This window comes from Mucilaginibacter sp. CAU 1740 (assembly GCF_039839285.1).
Taxonomy (GTDB): domain Bacteria; phylum Bacteroidota; class Bacteroidia; order Sphingobacteriales; family Sphingobacteriaceae; genus Mucilaginibacter.
This window is the reverse complement of sequence record NZ_JBDOQS010000009.1, coordinates 235218-251505: the sequence shown is the minus strand read 5'-3', so window position 1 is coordinate 251505 and position 16288 is coordinate 235218. Positions and strand designations below refer to the sequence as shown.

Below are 16288 nucleotides of genomic sequence, written 5' to 3'. Positions count from 1 at the left end.
AATTGTGGTGTAACACTTTTTGTGTTTAGTATATGAGTGATAGCTATTGAAGAAATGTATTCTTATTTTTCAGGATACATTTCTTTAATAGTTATTTTTGATTTTACCCGGGGGCATACTAAATTCATAAAGCAACACCATTATGCATCAACCTAAACTTGCAAAACTTCTGCTTTTTTCTTTGCTATTGCTATTAACACACATTGCTTCTGCTAATGCTATCGACGATTTGAAAAATGACGGAGATGTAAAACGGTTTATGGTAGTATGGCTTGAAAAGACCTATAAGATCAAAGAAAAAGATATAGCCATTTTGCCTGCCGATTCGTTATTTGTAAACAGTGGTTGTTATGAGGAAGCGCGTAAAATGGATTGCAAAACCTGGGAAAAAGCTGATTTTAACAATGATGGAAAAACTGATCTGTTAGTAAATGTTGCAGGCAATGGTTTCAACAGGAATTTGATGGCTGTAATTGATAATGGTAATAACTCCTTTAAACTCCTTAATATTGTACGGAAGAATTACGGACTTTTGCCCGATTTGCCATTGGCAAAACCAATATTGATTAACGGCGTGCAAGTGCTGCTTTATCACACATGCCCGGGGCGTCATTTTTCGGCCAATAAAAAGAGTAGTCCTGAAAAAACGGATACGCTCATTTTTAAGTTCGGTAATTTTGTTGAATATAACCCCAAGCCGGCAACCGTAGCGATTACAAACATCCATGTTGAAACTACCATGTGTTTTGGAAAATGCCCGGTATTTAAGTTGGATATAGCTGCCGATGGCGCAGCTACTTACAGCGCAGAAAAATTTAATCCCGAAACCGGGGTTTTTAAGGGAACTATTGAGAAGGAAAAGCTTACGCAGATAAATTCCTTAATTAACTATATCGACATAAAAAACCTAAACACTAATTATGATGTAAACTGGACCGACGATCAAACTATAAAGCTTAGTGTTCAATTTGCCGACGGTTCCAGTAAACAAATCACCGATTATGGCATGCAGGGTACCTACGGGTTGCGTTACCTGTATCAGATATTTTTCGGGTTGAGAGCCGGACAAACGTGGTATGAATAAACTATCCTCTCCGTAAAACTTTTCTAAATAAATACCATTTATCCTACAGGTACAATTATATCTGCACCTTTGCAGCAAATACATTTTACTATATGAATCGTCTGGCCAATTCAACATCGCCATATTTACTACAACACGCTAATAACCCGGTTAACTGGTACCCATGGGGAAAAGAAGCCCTTGATAAGGCCAAAGCCGAAAATAAACTCATTTTGGTGAGCATTGGTTACTCGGCCTGCCACTGGTGCCATGTAATGGAGCATGAAAGTTTTGAAGATAAGGACGTGGCCGCGGTAATGAACGAGTATTTTGTTTGTATTAAGGTAGATAGGGAAGAACGCCCGGATGTAGACCAGATCTATATGAGTGCCGTGCAGTTGATGAGCGGCAGAGGCGGATGGCCTTTAAACTGTATCTGCCTGCCCGATCAGCGGCCTATTTATGGTGGCACCTATTTCCGTAAAAACGACTGGACCTCGCTGCTGTTTAACCTGGCCGATTTCTACAAACAAAAACCCGAAGAAGCCGAAGATTACGCCGTTCGTTTAACCGAAGGCATCCAAAACTACGAATCGATAGAGTTTGTGGAGGCGCAGGCCCAATATGCTAAAACAGATCTCGAAACCATTGTAAACAACTGGAAACGTTATTTTGATAAACGGGAGGGAGGTAGTGGTAATGCTCCAAAATTTCCAATGCCTAATAACTGGCAGGCTTTAATGCGCTACGCTTATTTAATAAAGGATGAAGAAGTTGCAGCGCAGGTAAAACTTACGTTGCATAAAATGGCTTTCGGTGGTATTTATGATCATGCTGGCGGCGGCTTCGCCCGTTACTCTGTTGATGGGCTTTGGCATGTACCTCATTTTGAAAAAATGCTGTATGATAATGCCCAGCTTATCAGTTTATATGCCGAGGCTTATACCTGGCAGCCTGATGAATTATACAGGCAGATTGTTGATGAGATCATCACGTTCAGCACCCGCGAACTGATGTCGACCGATCATGGCTTCTATTCTGCTCTGGATGCTGATAGCGAAGGTAAGGAGGGGAAGTTTTACATTTTCACTAAACCCGAGATAGAAGAGATTTTAGGCGATGATGCAGGCCTGTTCAGTATCTACTACAATATAACTGAAGATGGCAATTGGGAAGAGGAAGAATCGAACGTTTTATTCCGCAAGGATAGCGATGAAGAACTGGCTCAAAAGTTAGGGCTTTCGGTTGAAGAATTGCTCTCTAAAGTGCATGTTTCAAAGCAAAACGTATTCGAAGCCCGTGCTTCACGCGTTAGGCCGGGATTGGATAACAAGATCCTTGCTTCGTGGAACGGATTGATGCTGAAAGGCCTTGCCGATGCGTACCGCACTTTTAATAAAATCGAATATCTCGACCTCGCATTAAACAACGCCAGCTTTATATTAGAAAAGTTGCTTGGCCAAAATGGCAGGCTATCACGGGTTTACAGTGCCACATCGTCGCAAGAAAAACCGGTTGCCTTTTTAGATGATTATGCTAACATCATCGATGGCTTGATCGCTTTATATGAAGTTACCTTTAATGAGCAATGGCTACAGGAAGCCCGTAAATTGGCTAATACCGCTTTAATCCATTATTACGACGAAACCAAAGGCATTTTCTTTTTCACGGCCGATGATGATGAGCAACTGATTGCCCGCAAATCGGAAATTATGGATGGGGTGATCCCGGCATCTAATTCGGTTATGGCAAGGGTGCTTAAAAAGTTAGGCTTGCTTTTTGATAACGAAGAGTACACAGAGGTTTCGGCGCAGCTGTTACGCAATGTAATGCCGCAATTACCAAAATACGGTTCGGCTTATTCAAATTGGGTAATGCTGCTACTGGATGAGGTATTTGGCGTAAATGAAATTGCCATCACTGGTAGTAATGCCGAAGCTTTTAGAAGGGAAATGGAAAATAATTACATCCCCAACAAAATTATGTTGGGCGGTAATACAGGAAGTTTACCTTTGCTGCAGGATAAGTTTGGTGCATCAACACAAATTTTCATTTGTAAGGATAAAACCTGCGGATTACCTGCGAATAACCCGGCCGACGCCCTTAAAGAGGTTGAGGCCAGATTTAAAATTAAAAATAATTTACAATGAAGATTGAACCACAACACGTAGTATCGTTAACCTACGATTTGTATGTTGACCGCGAAAACACAGGTACTGAAGATTTAGTAGAAAGTGCCACTCAAGAGCAACCGCTAACATTTTTATTTGGCGCCGGCCAGATGTTGCCTAAATTTGAAGAAAACCTGAGCACACTTTCAACCGGTGATAGCTACGAGTTTCGCCTGGCACCCGAAGATGCCTACGGCGTATATGATGAAGAAGCAGTAGCCAACCTGCCAAAAGAAATGTTCCAGGGAACTGAATTGCCTGAAATTGGCAGCGTATTGCCTTTGCAGGATAACCAGGGTCACCGTTTCCAGGCCGTAGTAGTATCAATTGCTGAAGATGCTGTTATTGTTGACCTGAACCACCCAATGGCTGGCCAGGCATTGCATTTTAAAGGCGAGATTGTTAACGTTCGCCCTGCTACTCCAGAAGAATTATCTCACGGCCATGCACATGGTCCGGATGGTCATCACGCTCACTAATAAAAGCCCCAGTGCTATATAAACCACGTCATTGCGAGGTACGAAGCAATCCCCGATAAGCGGATCCGCCCTGTATAATTCGCGATTGTTTTGTACCTCGTAATGACGTTTCTGCTTAAATAAGGGTATTCTACCTCCTAATTAAACGCCAGCCCTCCATCATTCCTGAATACGCATCTTATCGCTACTCTGCAGCTTACTGCCTCTCCATTTGCAGTTGCCGGTACAAATATTTTATCTGCCTCATCCGGCACATCAATGCTCATGTTAAAAACTTTATGATAAGCCGGGCCGCTGTAAACGTGAACCTTAAATGAAGCCAGTCTCCCCAGCGGGCTGATCAACAACTCCACCATTCCCCATGATACCTTTGGGTTGATGTTCATCAGATCCGGCGGTAGCTTAAACAGGTTAAGGTAAGGCAGGTAACCAAAATAACGGCCACCAACTTTAAGTGGTTTGGTGATCTTAACGCTATCGTTCAATTGCCCGTCAACTGCATATTGCACATTGGATGTACTGTCTTCAGGGGCTTCGTAAGTTATCAGGTTAGTGTTGTAATCAAAATTTTGAATCAGGTTTCCGCGGGTATCAAAAAAATGCCAGGTACCGGTTTTTTTGCCATTGGTATAATAGCCGCTGGCCAGTGCATAATTCTTTTGGTAGATAACTTGGTATAACCCCTGCCTGGTATATTTATCACTTTTAAGCACGCTGTAACGCTCAAAAAGTGAATCGGTTAGGCGATGTTTTTGAATAACAGTTTCCGGTTGGGAATCGGCAGGTGTAGATGGTTTGTTTTGAGCAAATGATGTTCCCCAACAAAAAAATGATAGCAGGATAATTACAAGAGTTCTCAATGCAGGTATTTTGATTTTTGTAAATATAAAGCAGGTTTGCACATCTTCAAGCATCTGCAGTAAATTAGCTGTAGTGGGCTTGTTTTTCTCCGTTTTGCTATTTGGCCTCTATCTAACATGCTTCTAACAAGTAGAATTTAGCTACAGTTTCACTTTATATGATACTAATATTGTAGTAATTGTATCTTAGTACAGCAAACTGAAGATCTCACAAAACATATGACCTCTATCTCCGATACTTCCGACTATAAAACCGTAGGGTTTTCTCAAACCACTATCACCGAACTCATGATCCCATCGTACTCCAATTTTGGCGGCAAAATACACGGGGGCATTTTACTTTCATTAATGGATAAGGTAGCCTACGTTTGCGCGGCCAAGCATGCCAATAATTATTGTGTAACGGCATCTATAGATACAGTCGATTTTTTACATCCGGTTGAGGTGGGCGAACTGGTATCATTACTGGCCTCGGTAAATTACGTAGGTAATACATCATTGGTAGTGGGTATAAGGGTAGTATCTGAAAATATTAAAAACAACTCGGTAAAGCATACCAACACAAGCTACTTTACTATGGTAGCTAAAGATGAGGATGGCAAGCCCGCCAAAGTGCCTGGGCTGATACTGGAAAACCGTGAACAAGTAAGGCGCTTTATTGAAGCCAGGAGACGTAAAGAGATCAAACAGAGTTACATGAAAGAGGTTGAGCAAATCCAGATGCCGGATAATTATGAGCATTGCATTGAACTTCTGCACGGCGAACGCTGCCTTGTTGCAGGATAGATGTTGTTGATATTAACATTTTTGTTACATTGCGGGTGCTTAAGAAAGGTTAACTGATGAGGTGGTATGTTGGATTGATATTGCTGTTATTGATGCATAGTGCTGCGCATGCCCAAATAAAAGGTGCAGAACAGCGGCAAACCGCGCGTGATACCATAAAAATTATTGATAGCCTTAACAACGTTGTCGAAAAAACATACGTGGCAGCTCCCTTCGAGGCCAGGGCTATGGCCGAACGTGCCCTTTTACTTGCCGAAAAGATCAAATACAGGCAAGGTACAGGCTGTTCGTTCCTTAATTTAGGGCATGTGTATTGGTCGCAGTCTTATTATCCTATCAGTTTATTTTACTTTAACTCGGCTTTAACTTATCTATCTAAAAACAAACCGCTAACACTGGCGCTTTGCTACAGTTCGATAGGGAGGGCCTATACCGATCTTCAAAATTATACCCCCGCGTTGCAAAATCTTGACGTAGCTATGCGCTATGCCGGTACCGACAAGGAGATGCAGGCCGAGGTTTACAACGAACAATCATTTGTTTACCTTAAATTGAAGCAATTTGATAAGGGTATTGCCTATGCCCGGCTGGCTATGCAGCTTAGTCGCGCTATAAATGATAAGCCATCGTTATGCATATTATATAGCAGGCTTACAAATGCTTACAGGTTAAAAGCCCAATACACACAGGCTATAGCTTATTCGGATACAGCGCTGAACATGAGCTACGCGGTTAATAACAAACGCTTAAGGGCGATATCATTTATTGAGCGTGCCAAAATTTTTAACGAGCTTAACCGGTATGATGAGGCTATTGTTTTGGCGAAAAAAGGCGCGGCCTTGTCTGATAGCATTGGCGTAATGGACGGCATATCTTCGGCCTACAGTGCTATGGCTCATAGCTTTGAGCAAAAAAATGATCTGAAGCAATCTCTTGTTTATCAAAAACGATATACGCAGGCGCTTGATAGTGTTAATGCTACCAATAAGCGAAATAATACCCGGCTGATACAAAGTTACTTTGAGCTTAATAACCGATTGAATGATATAGCGGTTATGGAACAAAAAACTAACACCTACCGCGAAGAGTTGCATTTTCAAAAAGCCATCATTATTACGCTCATCGCGTCGTTGCTTTTTGTAGTGGGAGCCTTGTCGTTTACGTATTATCATTATAAGGCAAAAAGGATGCTGGTTAACCGGATGCGTAAACAGCACAAGGCCTTACTTATTCAAAAGGAATTGATTGAAGAGCAATCGGCAAATTTAACAAACGTTAATAATTTAAAAGATAAGCTGTTGGCGGTAATAGGGCATGACCTGCGCACGCCGCTGGCCAATTTACATTCCATACTGCATCTTTATAATACTGCCGATTCGTTAACCCCATCCGAGATCCAGGATTTGATGCGGATGATGGAACCTGTGGTACATGGTGCCGAACTTACCCTTTCAAACCTGTTGGAATGGGCCGGCAGCCAGATCAAAGGCATCAACCTCGAACCCTCGGCGGTTAACATCAGCTCCACCGGCGATGAAATGATCCGGACGTTTAATTATCAATTGCAGCAAAAAAATATCAGGTTTGAAAATACAGCCGAGCCTCATTTTTTTGTGAGGGCTGATGAAAAACATATTAAAGTAGTGCTGAGTAACCTGGTAAGCAATGCGATAAAGTTTACCAATAATAGCGGCACTATTACGCTATCGAGCCTGGTAGATGGCCGCAGCCTTGTGGTGAGTGTAACCGATACAGGAAGCGGGATCCCCAATGATAGGTTGAACCATCTGTTTAAACTTGATAACGGAAGGTACATTTCAACCGGTACTTCGGGCGAAAAAGGGACTGGTATCGGCTTGTTTTTATGTCGTGAACTGGTTGAATTTAACGGGGGCAAATTATGGGCAAGTTCTGAAGTGGATAAGGGCAGCACTTTTAGTTTTAGTTTGCCGCTGGTGGATGGTGAACTGATAGGGTAGGGTTTTGCCTCAGTAGCAGTAAAGCATTGTATTATATAGTGATATACCCGTTTGCATTTAACCATGATGTCATTAAAAGATAAATATCAAATTGATTTTATAAAAGATGAACGCAAGGTAAAGCCGAATATTTGTGTTCAGAAAAATCCTGGTCATTACGAAAATTCTCATTTACACTTCCTGGATTTGTTAGACGCGAATGAGTGTAGAGGATTTATTTATGATTTAGATAGCTGTATAGATGGGCAAAGTAATGTAGACGAAGGTTTCCGTTCTGACTCGGTGGATAACCAGGACATTAGATACTGTTATCCAAATGTTGTAATCAATGATATTTTAACTATCCCCATGGTTGACATGCGGGGGCTTTTGCAAGAGTGGCTTGATTTTATTAATTATTAGTGCCCTGTAAAGCTTTACCTCTATATCATTCATTTTATTATATCAAAATACTGCGAAATTGCCGCTTTAATCAGTTAATTCTGCCTGTCATCAAAAATTATTCCTATCTAAAATTAACCTGTTTAGCTTATTTAAATTCGTTCTAATTTATATTTCTGATTTTTTGTCAGCCGTGATTAATTATAAAGTAATTTAATTATTTTGAAAAAGTTTTAATCATATGTTGAGTAATTTAAATCTATTTGTTCCGTTAGTACGTATAAGCAATTAGAACTTTTTACTATATTGTGACAAAATAAACGGAAATATTCCACCCTTAAACTAATCTCCGCATAATTAATGGCTTTTTTAAACACAGTGCTCGAACCACCTGCGTATGGTTGGACTGATGAACTTGGTAACTTATCAAAACCCACCAACAAACAAATTGTATCTGAATTTTTTAAACGACTTAACGTATTCAAAGACAAGAAAAACTGGTTATCGTTCCTTAGCTGGATGCTGGTGCTGGCTTTAGTTCCATTTTTAGCGCTGTTTATTTTTAAATATTTCAGCATCACCGGGCTTATAGTAGCATTTGTGTATAGTATGATCATTATGGGTACCCACGGTACTATCTGGCACCACAGGTATTGTACGCATGGCGCTTATACCTTTAAAAATAATTTCTGGCGTTTTTTCACCCAGAACCTCACCCTTAAAATTATTCCTGAAGAGATTTACGCGGTATCGCACCATGTACACCACGCCTTATCTGATCAACCCGGCGATCCATACAATGCCCAGGGCGGTTTTATGTATTGCTTTTTGGCCGATGTTAACCATCAGCCAATAGCCCGTAACATGAGCGAAGCCTGTTACGCCAAATGTGTCAATTTGATGAAACACACAGGCGTAAAAGTGAATACCTATAAAGAGTACCAAAAATGGGGAACCCTTGCTAATCCAACCCGTACCATAATAGGTATTTTATTAAACTGGGGTTTTTGGTTCGCTGCATTTTATTTGCTGGGTGGCCCGGCATTGGCTTGTGCTGTTTTCGGTTCGGCAGGTATTTGGGCTGTGGGTGTGCGTACATTTAATTACGAAGGCCATGGCAAAGGAAAAGATATGCGTCGTGAGGGTATTGACCATAACCGCGAGGATATGTCGATTAATCAACTATGGCCAGGTTACGTGGCCGGCGAATGGCATAACAACCACCACCTGTATCCTAAAAGTGCCCGTTCTGGTTTTAAGCCGTATCAGTTTGATTTGGCCTGGTGCTATATTAAAATGATGAGCATGCTTGGCGCGGTTAGTTCATATAAAGATTCGAAAGCCGAATTTTTGAAAGTGTACTGTACTCCGGTACCGGCTGTTGTACCGGTGGCTGTACCTGTTACGAAAATATTGGTGGCTGCGGAATAAACAGCGCTTAAAATATATTGAAAAGCCATAGCGAGATAATCGCTGTGGCTTTTTTGTTGGCTATTGAAAAGGCGTTAATCTCTTTTTATTAGAATAAAAGAGCCCGGCAGGTGTTAAAATTAAACTGTGTAAAAATCTGGCTATACGAAAAAAATGTGGAGAAATGTTAAAATAGTACTATCTTAATTGCAAATTGATTATATACCTTAGTGAACCAATTATAGTGTACACTAAACACCAAAAACCAATGCGCACCAAACTATTTAGTATTGTTTTATGCATGGCTTGCCTTGTTTTGTCGGTTTCAAAAGCAAGTGCACAGGGTATAGGGATTTTTGATGGGCAAACCGATGTTGGTACCGTTAAACATGCGGGCAGCGGAAGTTTCGACGCTAAAACACAGCAGTACAATTTGAGCGGCTCCGGCCAAAACATCTGGGCTACGCACGATGATTTTCATTTTGTGTGGAAGAAAATGAAAGGTGATTTCATCCTGCGCACAAATGCTGCGTTTATTGGAAAAGGCGTAGAGTTGCACCGCAAGGTGGGCTTAATGGTACGCTCCACGCTCGATTCTAATTCAAAACATATTAATGCCGTTGTACATGGCGATGGCCTCACGTCGCTGCAATACCGTAAAACTGTAAGCGGCATCACCGAAGAAAAAAAATCGTCCATAACCGCTGCCGATGTTATCCAATTAGAGCGTAAAGGCAACACCTACACCATGTCGGTAGCGCGCAAAGGCGATCTGTTTGTAAGTGAAGAAGTTACCGATCTTGATCTGGGTGATGATGTTTATGTAGGTATCTTCATCTGTTCGCACAATGCGGATGTTACTGAGAAAGCAGTGTTCAATAATGTAAGGATAGTTACTCCGGCTCCAACAACGCTGGTACCTTATAAACAATACTTAGGTAGTGCTATCGAACTGCTTGATCTGGAAAGCCAGAATGCTACGGTTATCTACCAATCGCCAAAATCATTACAGGCACCCAACTGGATGCTCGATGGCAAATCGCTTATTTACAACAGCGAAGGTTCATTGTATAAATTCGACCTAAAATCACATACGCCAACTGTACTCAATACCGGTATCGCCAAAAACAACAATAATGACCACGTGCTATCATTCGATGGCAAAATGCTGACTATCAGCAGCGGAGATGGCGGGCCTTCAATAGGGTACACCGTTTCATCGGTAGGAGGGGAAGCAACTAAGGTTACCCAAACCGGAAAGGGCGCAAGTTATATGCACGGGTGGTCGCCGGATGGAAAATTCCTTGTTTTTTGTGGAGAGCGAAATAAAGAGTATGATGTTTATAGGATCCCTTCAAATGGTGGCCCCGAAGAAAGGTTGACCACAACACCTGGTTTAGATGACGGCCCGGAATATTCGCCCGATGGTAAGTATATCTACTTCAATTCGGTACGCAGCGGCCTGATGCAGATCTGGCGGATGAAGGCCGACGGCACTGAGCAAACACAGCTCACTACCGATGATTATAATAACTGGTTCCCACATATTTCGCCAGATGGTAAATGGATAGTTTATATCACGTTCCTGAAAAGCGAAGTCTCTCCGGGCGATCATCCTTTTTATAAACACGTATATTTACGGGTAATGCCTGTTGGCGGCGGTCCGTCAAAAGTAGTAGCCTACCTATACGGTGGTCAGGGTACTATCAATACCCCATCATGGGCACCGGATAGCAAACATCTGGCCTTTGTAAGTAATTCTGATTTATTGTTCCCTGTATTCCCAATAGCAAAATAACCTTAAACATATAACCATGTACACATCACGCAGATCATTTTTAAAAACCGGTGCTATGGCCATAGCCGGCGCAGCCTTGCTTCCTGATAGTTTATTTGCCGCTACGGATAATAAGCTGAAGCGGGTAGGGGTGCAGTTGTACAGCGTACGCGATGCCATGAAGGCCGATCCGCTGGCTACCCTTAAAAAAATCGCTGATGCGGGTTATGCACATGTTGAACATGCCAATTATGTAGACAGGAAGTTTTATGGCCATCCCGCTAAGGAGTTTAAGAAGATATTGGATGATCTGAACCTGAAAATGCCAAGTGGTCACACCGTAATGACAGCCCAGCATTGGGATGCTTCAAAAAACGATTTTACCGATGCCTGGAAATACACGGTTGAAGATGCCGCCACCATGGGCCAGAAATATGTGATCAGCCCCTGGCTGGATGAAAAAGTACGTACCGACAGAGATGCCCTGAAACGTGCAATGGAGCAGTTTAACAAAAGTGGCGAGCTGTGCAAACAATCAAACATGATGTTTGGCTACCATAACCACAACTTCGAGATCAGTACCAAAGTAGGGGATATCACCCTGTACGATTATATTATTCAGAACACCGATGCCTCGTTGGTTGCGCAGCAGATAGATATTGGCAATATGTACAGTACCGGTGGTATGGCTCTGGATTTTATCAATAAATACCCGGGTCGTTTTCTATCTATGCACGTGAAGGACGAGATCAAAGTACCGCCTCATGATGGTGATGACACCGAAAGTACCATTTTAGGAAAAGGCATTTTACCAGTGAGGGATATTGTAAAAGCTGCCGCCAAAAAAGGGGGCACAACGCTGTTTATCATCGAGCAGGAATCTTACCAGGGAATGGATCCGGTTGATTGTGTAAAAATTGATTTACAAATCATGAAAAAGTGGGGCTATTAATAGCTTAAAGCTATCTTACACCATCGTGAAGATTTAATTTTCCAGGCCTTGTATTTTAACTTGTAATGTTTAAGTTTGGAAATACGTTATAAATCATAATAAGTCTCCCCCGCTATTTGTCCAATCCGCTAAAAATGAAAGGGCAGATAATATAGGCTTCGCTAAAACAATTTAGTTTAATAAATGGACAGGCGTACTGTTATAAAAAATCTGGCTTTGATTATTGGTGGAGCAGCATTGCTCCCGGCCTGTTCGCAGGATAAAGCGAAATCAAAAGTCGCACTTAAAAATATCGATATCAGTGCCGATCAGGAACAACTGATAGGCGATGTATCTGAAACTTTTATCCCAAAAACCACTACGCCGGGGGCGAAGGATCTGCAGTTGCATTTATTTGTACTGAAGATGGTTGACGATTGCTATAAAAAAGAAGATCAGCAAGCGTTTGTAACCGGCATGGGGCACTTTGCCGACCATGCTGAAAAACAATATGGTAAAACCTTTAATCAACTCGATACTAAAACCCGCGAAGCATTTTTGCTGGATATAGAAAAAGAAGGCAAAGCTGAAGAAGCAGCGGCTAATCAAAATGCAGATAAAAAAGATACGGCATCGGTTACTCCACCTGCCGGAAAATACTCGCCCGAACTGAAGAAGTTTTACAGCATGGTAAAAAGGCAAACCATCAACGGGTACACCAATTCAAAATATTTTATGACCAACATAGTGGTTTACGAACTTGTGCCGGGCAGGTACAACGCGCGTTTCCCTTATAAATTAAAGCAGGCAGTTTAAGCGATGGCTAATTTGAATATCGACAGCGTTAAGGATCGCACTTTTGATGCCATTGTAATAGGATCGGGCATGAGCGGGGGATGGGCTGCCAAGGAGTTTACCGATAAAGGATTAAAAACACTGATATTGGAGCGTGGCCGCGATGTAAAACACATTAAGGATTACCCCACCACCAATATGTACCCCTGGGAGTTTGAGCACCGCGGCGAACTGCCAATGGCCGTCCAGGAGGCTAACCCTATTGTAAACCGTTGCTATGCATTTGGGGAAAGCGCAGCGCACTTTTTTGTAAAAGATGCCGAGCATCCATACGTGCAGGATAAACCTTTCGATTGGATCCGTGGCTACCAGGTAGGCGGTAAATCGCTGCTTTGGGCGCGCCAAACCCAACGCTGGAGCAATTTTGATTTTGAAGGCCCGGCCCGCGATGGTTTCGCGGTTGATTGGCCGATTCGTTATAAGGATATCGCGCCATGGTATAGCTATGTAGAGAAATTCGCTGGCATCTCGGGCAACCGTGATGGCATTGCTGAATTGCCGGATGGTGAGTTTCTGCCAGCATTCCCTTTAAATACGGTTGAAGAATATTTCAGCAAGCACGTAAAAAATACCTATAAAAACCGCTACGTAATTAGTGCACGTTGCGCACATTTATCAACCCCTAACCAGATTCACCTGGATCAGGGCAGGGTGCAATGCCAGCGCCGTACCATCTGCGAGCGCGGTTGCCCGTTTGGCGGTTATTTCAGCGCTAATGCGAGTACTATCCCGTGGGCATTAAAATCTGGTCACGCTACATTGAGGCCGTTCTCGGTTGTTGAATCTATTATTTATGATGATAAATTAGGTAAAGCAACCGGCGTGCGCGTTATCGATACCAATACTAAAGAAGCCATTGAATACCACGCTAAGGTGATCTTCGTGAACGCGGCCGCATTAAATACAAACCTCATTTTGCTAAACTCCAAATCGCACCGTTTTCCTAATGGTTTGGGTAACGATAGCGGTGTATTGGGTAAATACGTTGCCTTCCATAACTATTCGGCACATATAGGTGCCGAGCATCATGGCGATACAGAATGGACAACCGATGGCCGCAACCCGGCAGGTGGTGGTTATATCCCAAGGTTTAGGAACGTGTACAAACAGGAAACCGACTTCCTGCGTGGTTATGCGTCCGGCTTTAGCGCATACCGTTATCCGGAACGCAGTTGGGATGGCGTTGGCAGCAGCCTTAAGGATAATCTGGCTAATAAAGAACTTGGCCCATGGCACGTAGGTTCGCATATGATGGGCGAAACCATCCCGAAGGAAAGCAATTTTGTAAGTCTGGATGATAAGCAAAAAGATGCCTGGGGCGTACCGTTGCTAAAAATGAACATCGATTATGATGATAACGATGAAAAGATGAAGAAGGATTACATCGAGCAGTTAACTGAGATGTTCACCAGTGCAGGTTTTACCAATATCAAGGCCAGCACGGATAAACGTGCCCCTGGATTGGATATCCACGAAATGGGCGGCGCGCGCATGGGTAACGACCCTAAAACATCGATATTAAATAAATGGAACCAGGTGCACAGCGTTAAAAACGTATTTGTTACTGATGGAGCAAGCATGACATCAACCTCATGCCAAAACCCATCGCTAACCTATATGGCCTTTACCGCAAGGGCAGCTGATTACGCGATGAGCGAGATGAAAAAGGGAAATATTTAGTTTTCAGTGGGCAGTTTGCAGTTCACAGTTTGCAGTTAAAAAATGTGAACTGAAAAATCGGAATAAAAAAAAATAACTGCCAACCGCAAACCGAAAACTGCCAACTGATAAAAAAGCTTTGTGTGTAAAAAACACAATGAAATATTTGGAAAATGAATTTTATTCATACATTTAACGAGACAACCAAGTACTAAACAAAAATAATTTAACCGTAATATTCGTATGTCTGCAAACACTTATGACGCAATAGTCATTGGCTCAGGAATTTCAGGCGGGTGGGCTGCCAAAGAACTAACACAAAAGGGTTTGAAAACCATCATGCTTGAGCGTGGTCGCAATATCGAGCACATTAAAGATTATGTGAACGCTACCAAAGATCCTTGGGAGTTTCCGCACAGAGGAGGCCGTACCCAAAAGATGATTGATGATTACCCTGTTCTGAAACGCGATTATCCGCTAAACGAAACCAACCTTGATTATTGGGCAAGTGATAAGGAAAGCCCATACACCGAAATTAAACGTTTCGATTGGTTCCGTGGTTACCACGTGGGCGGTCGTTCATTGATGTGGGGCCGTCAATCATACCGTTGGGCTGATGTTGATTTCGAAGCTAACTTAAAAGACGGTATCGCTGTCGACTGGCCTATCCGTTATAAAGATATCGCGCCATGGTATAGCTATGCCGAAAAGTTTGCCGGTATTTCTGGTAACAGGGATGGTTTGCCAATTCTTCCGGATGGTGACTTTATGCCGCCTATGGAGATGAACGTGGTTGAAAAAGATGTTTCAAAACGCTTAAAAGAATACTATAAAGAAGCGCGTCATATGATCATTGGCCGTACAGCCAATATCACGGTGCCGCATTATGACCGTACCAATTGTCAGTATCGTAACAAATGCTGGTTAGGTTGCCCGTTCGGTGCTTACTTCAGCACGCAATCAGCTACTTTGCCGGCGGCTATGGCTACAGGTAATTTAACCGTTCGCCCATGGTCTATCGTTACCAAAATCATTTACGATAAAGACACTAAGAAAGCTAAAGGTGTTGAGGTGTTGGATGCCGAAACAAACAAAACTTACGAGTATTTTGCTAAGATCGTATTCGTAAACGCTTCAACCATTAACTCGGCCTGGATCCTGATGAACTCTGCTACAGATGTTTGGGAAGGCGGCTTAGGCAGCAGCAGCGGCGAGTTGGGCCACAACCTAATGGACCACCACCTGAACGTAAGCGCTTCGGGCAGGTTTGAAGGTTATGAAGATAAATATTATTTCGGTCGCCGTGCAAACGGTTTCTATATCCCTCGTTACCGCAACCTTGGCGGCGAAAAACGCGATTATATCCGCGGTTTCGGTTACCAGGGCTCGGCAAGCCGCGAAGGCTGGAGCCGTGACATTGCCGAACTGAACATTGGCGGCGCGTTTAAAGACGCCCTGACCGAACCAGGTTCATGGCATGTAGGTATGGGCGCTTTCGGCGAAACATTGCCTTACCACGATAACAAAGTTACTATCGATAAAACCAAGAAAGATAAATGGGGCTTACCTGTTGTTGCTATTGATGCCGAACTGAAAGAGAACGAGCTGAAAATGCGTATCGACATGGAAAAAGATGGTAAAGAAATGCTGGAAGCAATTGGCTGTAAAGATGTACAAACTTCAAGCACCAATCCATATCTTGGTCGTGGTATTCACGAAATGGGTACCGCACGTATGGGCCGCGATCCAAAAACTTCTGTATTGAACGAGTGGAACCAGGTTTGGGATGCCAAAAACGTATTTGTTACCGATGGCTCATGCATGACCTCGGCAGCATGCCAAAACCCATCATTAACTTATATGGCTTTAACTGCACGTGCAGCTAACCACGCGGTTGAAATACTTAAAAAAGGAGAAATTTAATCAGTATCACATAC

At 42.7% G+C, this 16288-nt stretch carries 13 protein-coding genes; 12 read left to right on the top strand and 1 reads right to left on the bottom strand.

The features are described from left to right. The first annotated feature begins 142 nt into the window (after positions 1-142). The 3 genes from AAFN85_RS20120 (at position 143) to AAFN85_RS20110 (ending at position 3713) form a co-directional block, all read left to right on the top strand. Positions 143-1084 carry a DUF6438 domain-containing protein gene (locus AAFN85_RS20120; RefSeq protein WP_347529404.1) on the top strand — a complete coding sequence of 314 codons (942 nt, stop codon included), beginning with the start codon at positions 143-145 and terminating at the stop codon, positions 1082-1084. Between the two features lie 92 nt (positions 1085-1176). Beyond that, positions 1177-3213 carry a thioredoxin domain-containing protein gene (locus tag AAFN85_RS20115; RefSeq protein ID WP_347529403.1) on the top strand — a complete coding sequence of 679 codons (2037 nt, stop codon included), beginning with the start codon at positions 1177-1179 and terminating at the stop codon, positions 3211-3213. Beyond that, positions 3210-3713 (top strand): peptidylprolyl isomerase, encoded by a 504-nt coding sequence (locus AAFN85_RS20110; protein ID WP_347529402.1) that lies wholly within the window; start codon positions 3210-3212, stop codon positions 3711-3713. The genes AAFN85_RS20115 and AAFN85_RS20110 overlap by 4 nt, the downstream gene beginning before the upstream one ends. 137 nt (positions 3714-3850) lie before the next feature. Here the strand turns inward: AAFN85_RS20110 and AAFN85_RS20105 are convergent, their stop codons facing one another. Next, positions 3851-4573 (bottom strand): hypothetical protein, encoded by a 723-nt coding sequence (locus AAFN85_RS20105; RefSeq protein WP_347529401.1) that lies wholly within the window; start codon positions 4571-4573, stop codon positions 3851-3853. Between the two features lie 219 nt (positions 4574-4792). Between AAFN85_RS20105 and AAFN85_RS20100 the strand changes: the two genes are divergently transcribed. The 9 genes from AAFN85_RS20100 to AAFN85_RS20060 all read left to right on the top strand — a co-directional run bounded on the left by AAFN85_RS20100 (position 4793) and on the right by AAFN85_RS20060 (position 16274). Further along, the gene (locus AAFN85_RS20100; RefSeq protein WP_347529400.1) at positions 4793-5359 is read left to right on the top strand and encodes an acyl-CoA thioesterase; all 567 of its coding nucleotides are present in this window, start codon (positions 4793-4795) and stop codon (positions 5357-5359) included. A gap of 56 nt (positions 5360-5415) precedes the next feature. Further along, positions 5416-7338 carry a tetratricopeptide repeat-containing sensor histidine kinase gene (locus AAFN85_RS20095; protein WP_347529399.1) on the top strand — a complete coding sequence of 641 codons (1923 nt, stop codon included), beginning with the start codon at positions 5416-5418 and terminating at the stop codon, positions 7336-7338. A 63-nt stretch (positions 7339-7401) separates the two neighbouring features. Beyond that, positions 7402-7740: a hypothetical protein gene (locus AAFN85_RS20090; RefSeq protein ID WP_347529398.1), complete on the top strand. Its 339-nt coding sequence runs from the start codon at positions 7402-7404 to the stop codon at positions 7738-7740. A gap of 339 nt (positions 7741-8079) precedes the next feature. Continuing rightward, positions 8080-9150: a fatty acid desaturase gene (locus AAFN85_RS20085; protein WP_347529397.1), complete on the top strand. Its 1071-nt coding sequence runs from the start codon at positions 8080-8082 to the stop codon at positions 9148-9150. Positions 9151-9397: 247 nt separating this feature from the next. Next, positions 9398-10927: a hypothetical protein gene (locus tag AAFN85_RS20080; protein ID WP_347529396.1), complete on the top strand. Its 1530-nt coding sequence runs from the start codon at positions 9398-9400 to the stop codon at positions 10925-10927. Positions 10928-10943: 16 nt separating this feature from the next. Next, entirely contained in the window at positions 10944-11858 is a 915-nt protein-coding gene (locus AAFN85_RS20075) for a TIM barrel protein (protein ID WP_347529395.1), read from the top strand. Between the two features lie 183 nt (positions 11859-12041). Then, positions 12042-12653, top strand: a complete 612-nt coding sequence (locus AAFN85_RS20070) for a gluconate 2-dehydrogenase subunit 3 family protein (protein WP_347529394.1) — start codon at positions 12042-12044, stop codon at positions 12651-12653. Positions 12654-12656: 3 nt separating this feature from the next. Continuing rightward, entirely contained in the window at positions 12657-14372 is a 1716-nt protein-coding gene (locus AAFN85_RS20065) for a GMC family oxidoreductase (protein ID WP_347529393.1), read from the top strand. 222 nt (positions 14373-14594) lie between these two features. After that, a complete protein-coding gene (locus tag AAFN85_RS20060) occupies positions 14595-16274 on the top strand; it encodes a GMC family oxidoreductase (protein WP_347529392.1) in 1680 nt (559 codons plus the stop codon). Positions 16275-16288: the final 14 nt, after the last annotated feature.

Coding starts and splice junctions, on each gene's coding strand:
- AAFN85_RS20120 (WP_347529404.1), top strand. CDS start 143: ATGCATCAACCTAAACTTGCAAAACTTCTGCTTTTTTCTTTGCTATTG.
- AAFN85_RS20115 (WP_347529403.1), top strand. CDS start 1,177: ATGAATCGTCTGGCCAATTCAACATCGCCATATTTACTACAACACGCT.
- AAFN85_RS20110 (WP_347529402.1), top strand. CDS start 3,210: ATGAAGATTGAACCACAACACGTAGTATCGTTAACCTACGATTTGTAT.
- AAFN85_RS20100 (WP_347529400.1), top strand. CDS start 4,793: ATGACCTCTATCTCCGATACTTCCGACTATAAAACCGTAGGGTTTTCT.
- AAFN85_RS20095 (WP_347529399.1), top strand. CDS start 5,416: ATGAGGTGGTATGTTGGATTGATATTGCTGTTATTGATGCATAGTGCT.
- AAFN85_RS20090 (WP_347529398.1), top strand. CDS start 7,402: ATGATGTCATTAAAAGATAAATATCAAATTGATTTTATAAAAGATGAA.
- AAFN85_RS20085 (WP_347529397.1), top strand. CDS start 8,080: ATGGCTTTTTTAAACACAGTGCTCGAACCACCTGCGTATGGTTGGACT.
- AAFN85_RS20080 (WP_347529396.1), top strand. CDS start 9,398: ATGCGCACCAAACTATTTAGTATTGTTTTATGCATGGCTTGCCTTGTT.
- AAFN85_RS20075 (WP_347529395.1), top strand. CDS start 10,944: ATGTACACATCACGCAGATCATTTTTAAAAACCGGTGCTATGGCCATA.
- AAFN85_RS20070 (WP_347529394.1), top strand. CDS start 12,042: ATGGACAGGCGTACTGTTATAAAAAATCTGGCTTTGATTATTGGTGGA.
- AAFN85_RS20065 (WP_347529393.1), top strand. CDS start 12,657: ATGGCTAATTTGAATATCGACAGCGTTAAGGATCGCACTTTTGATGCC.
- AAFN85_RS20060 (WP_347529392.1), top strand. CDS start 14,595: ATGTCTGCAAACACTTATGACGCAATAGTCATTGGCTCAGGAATTTCA.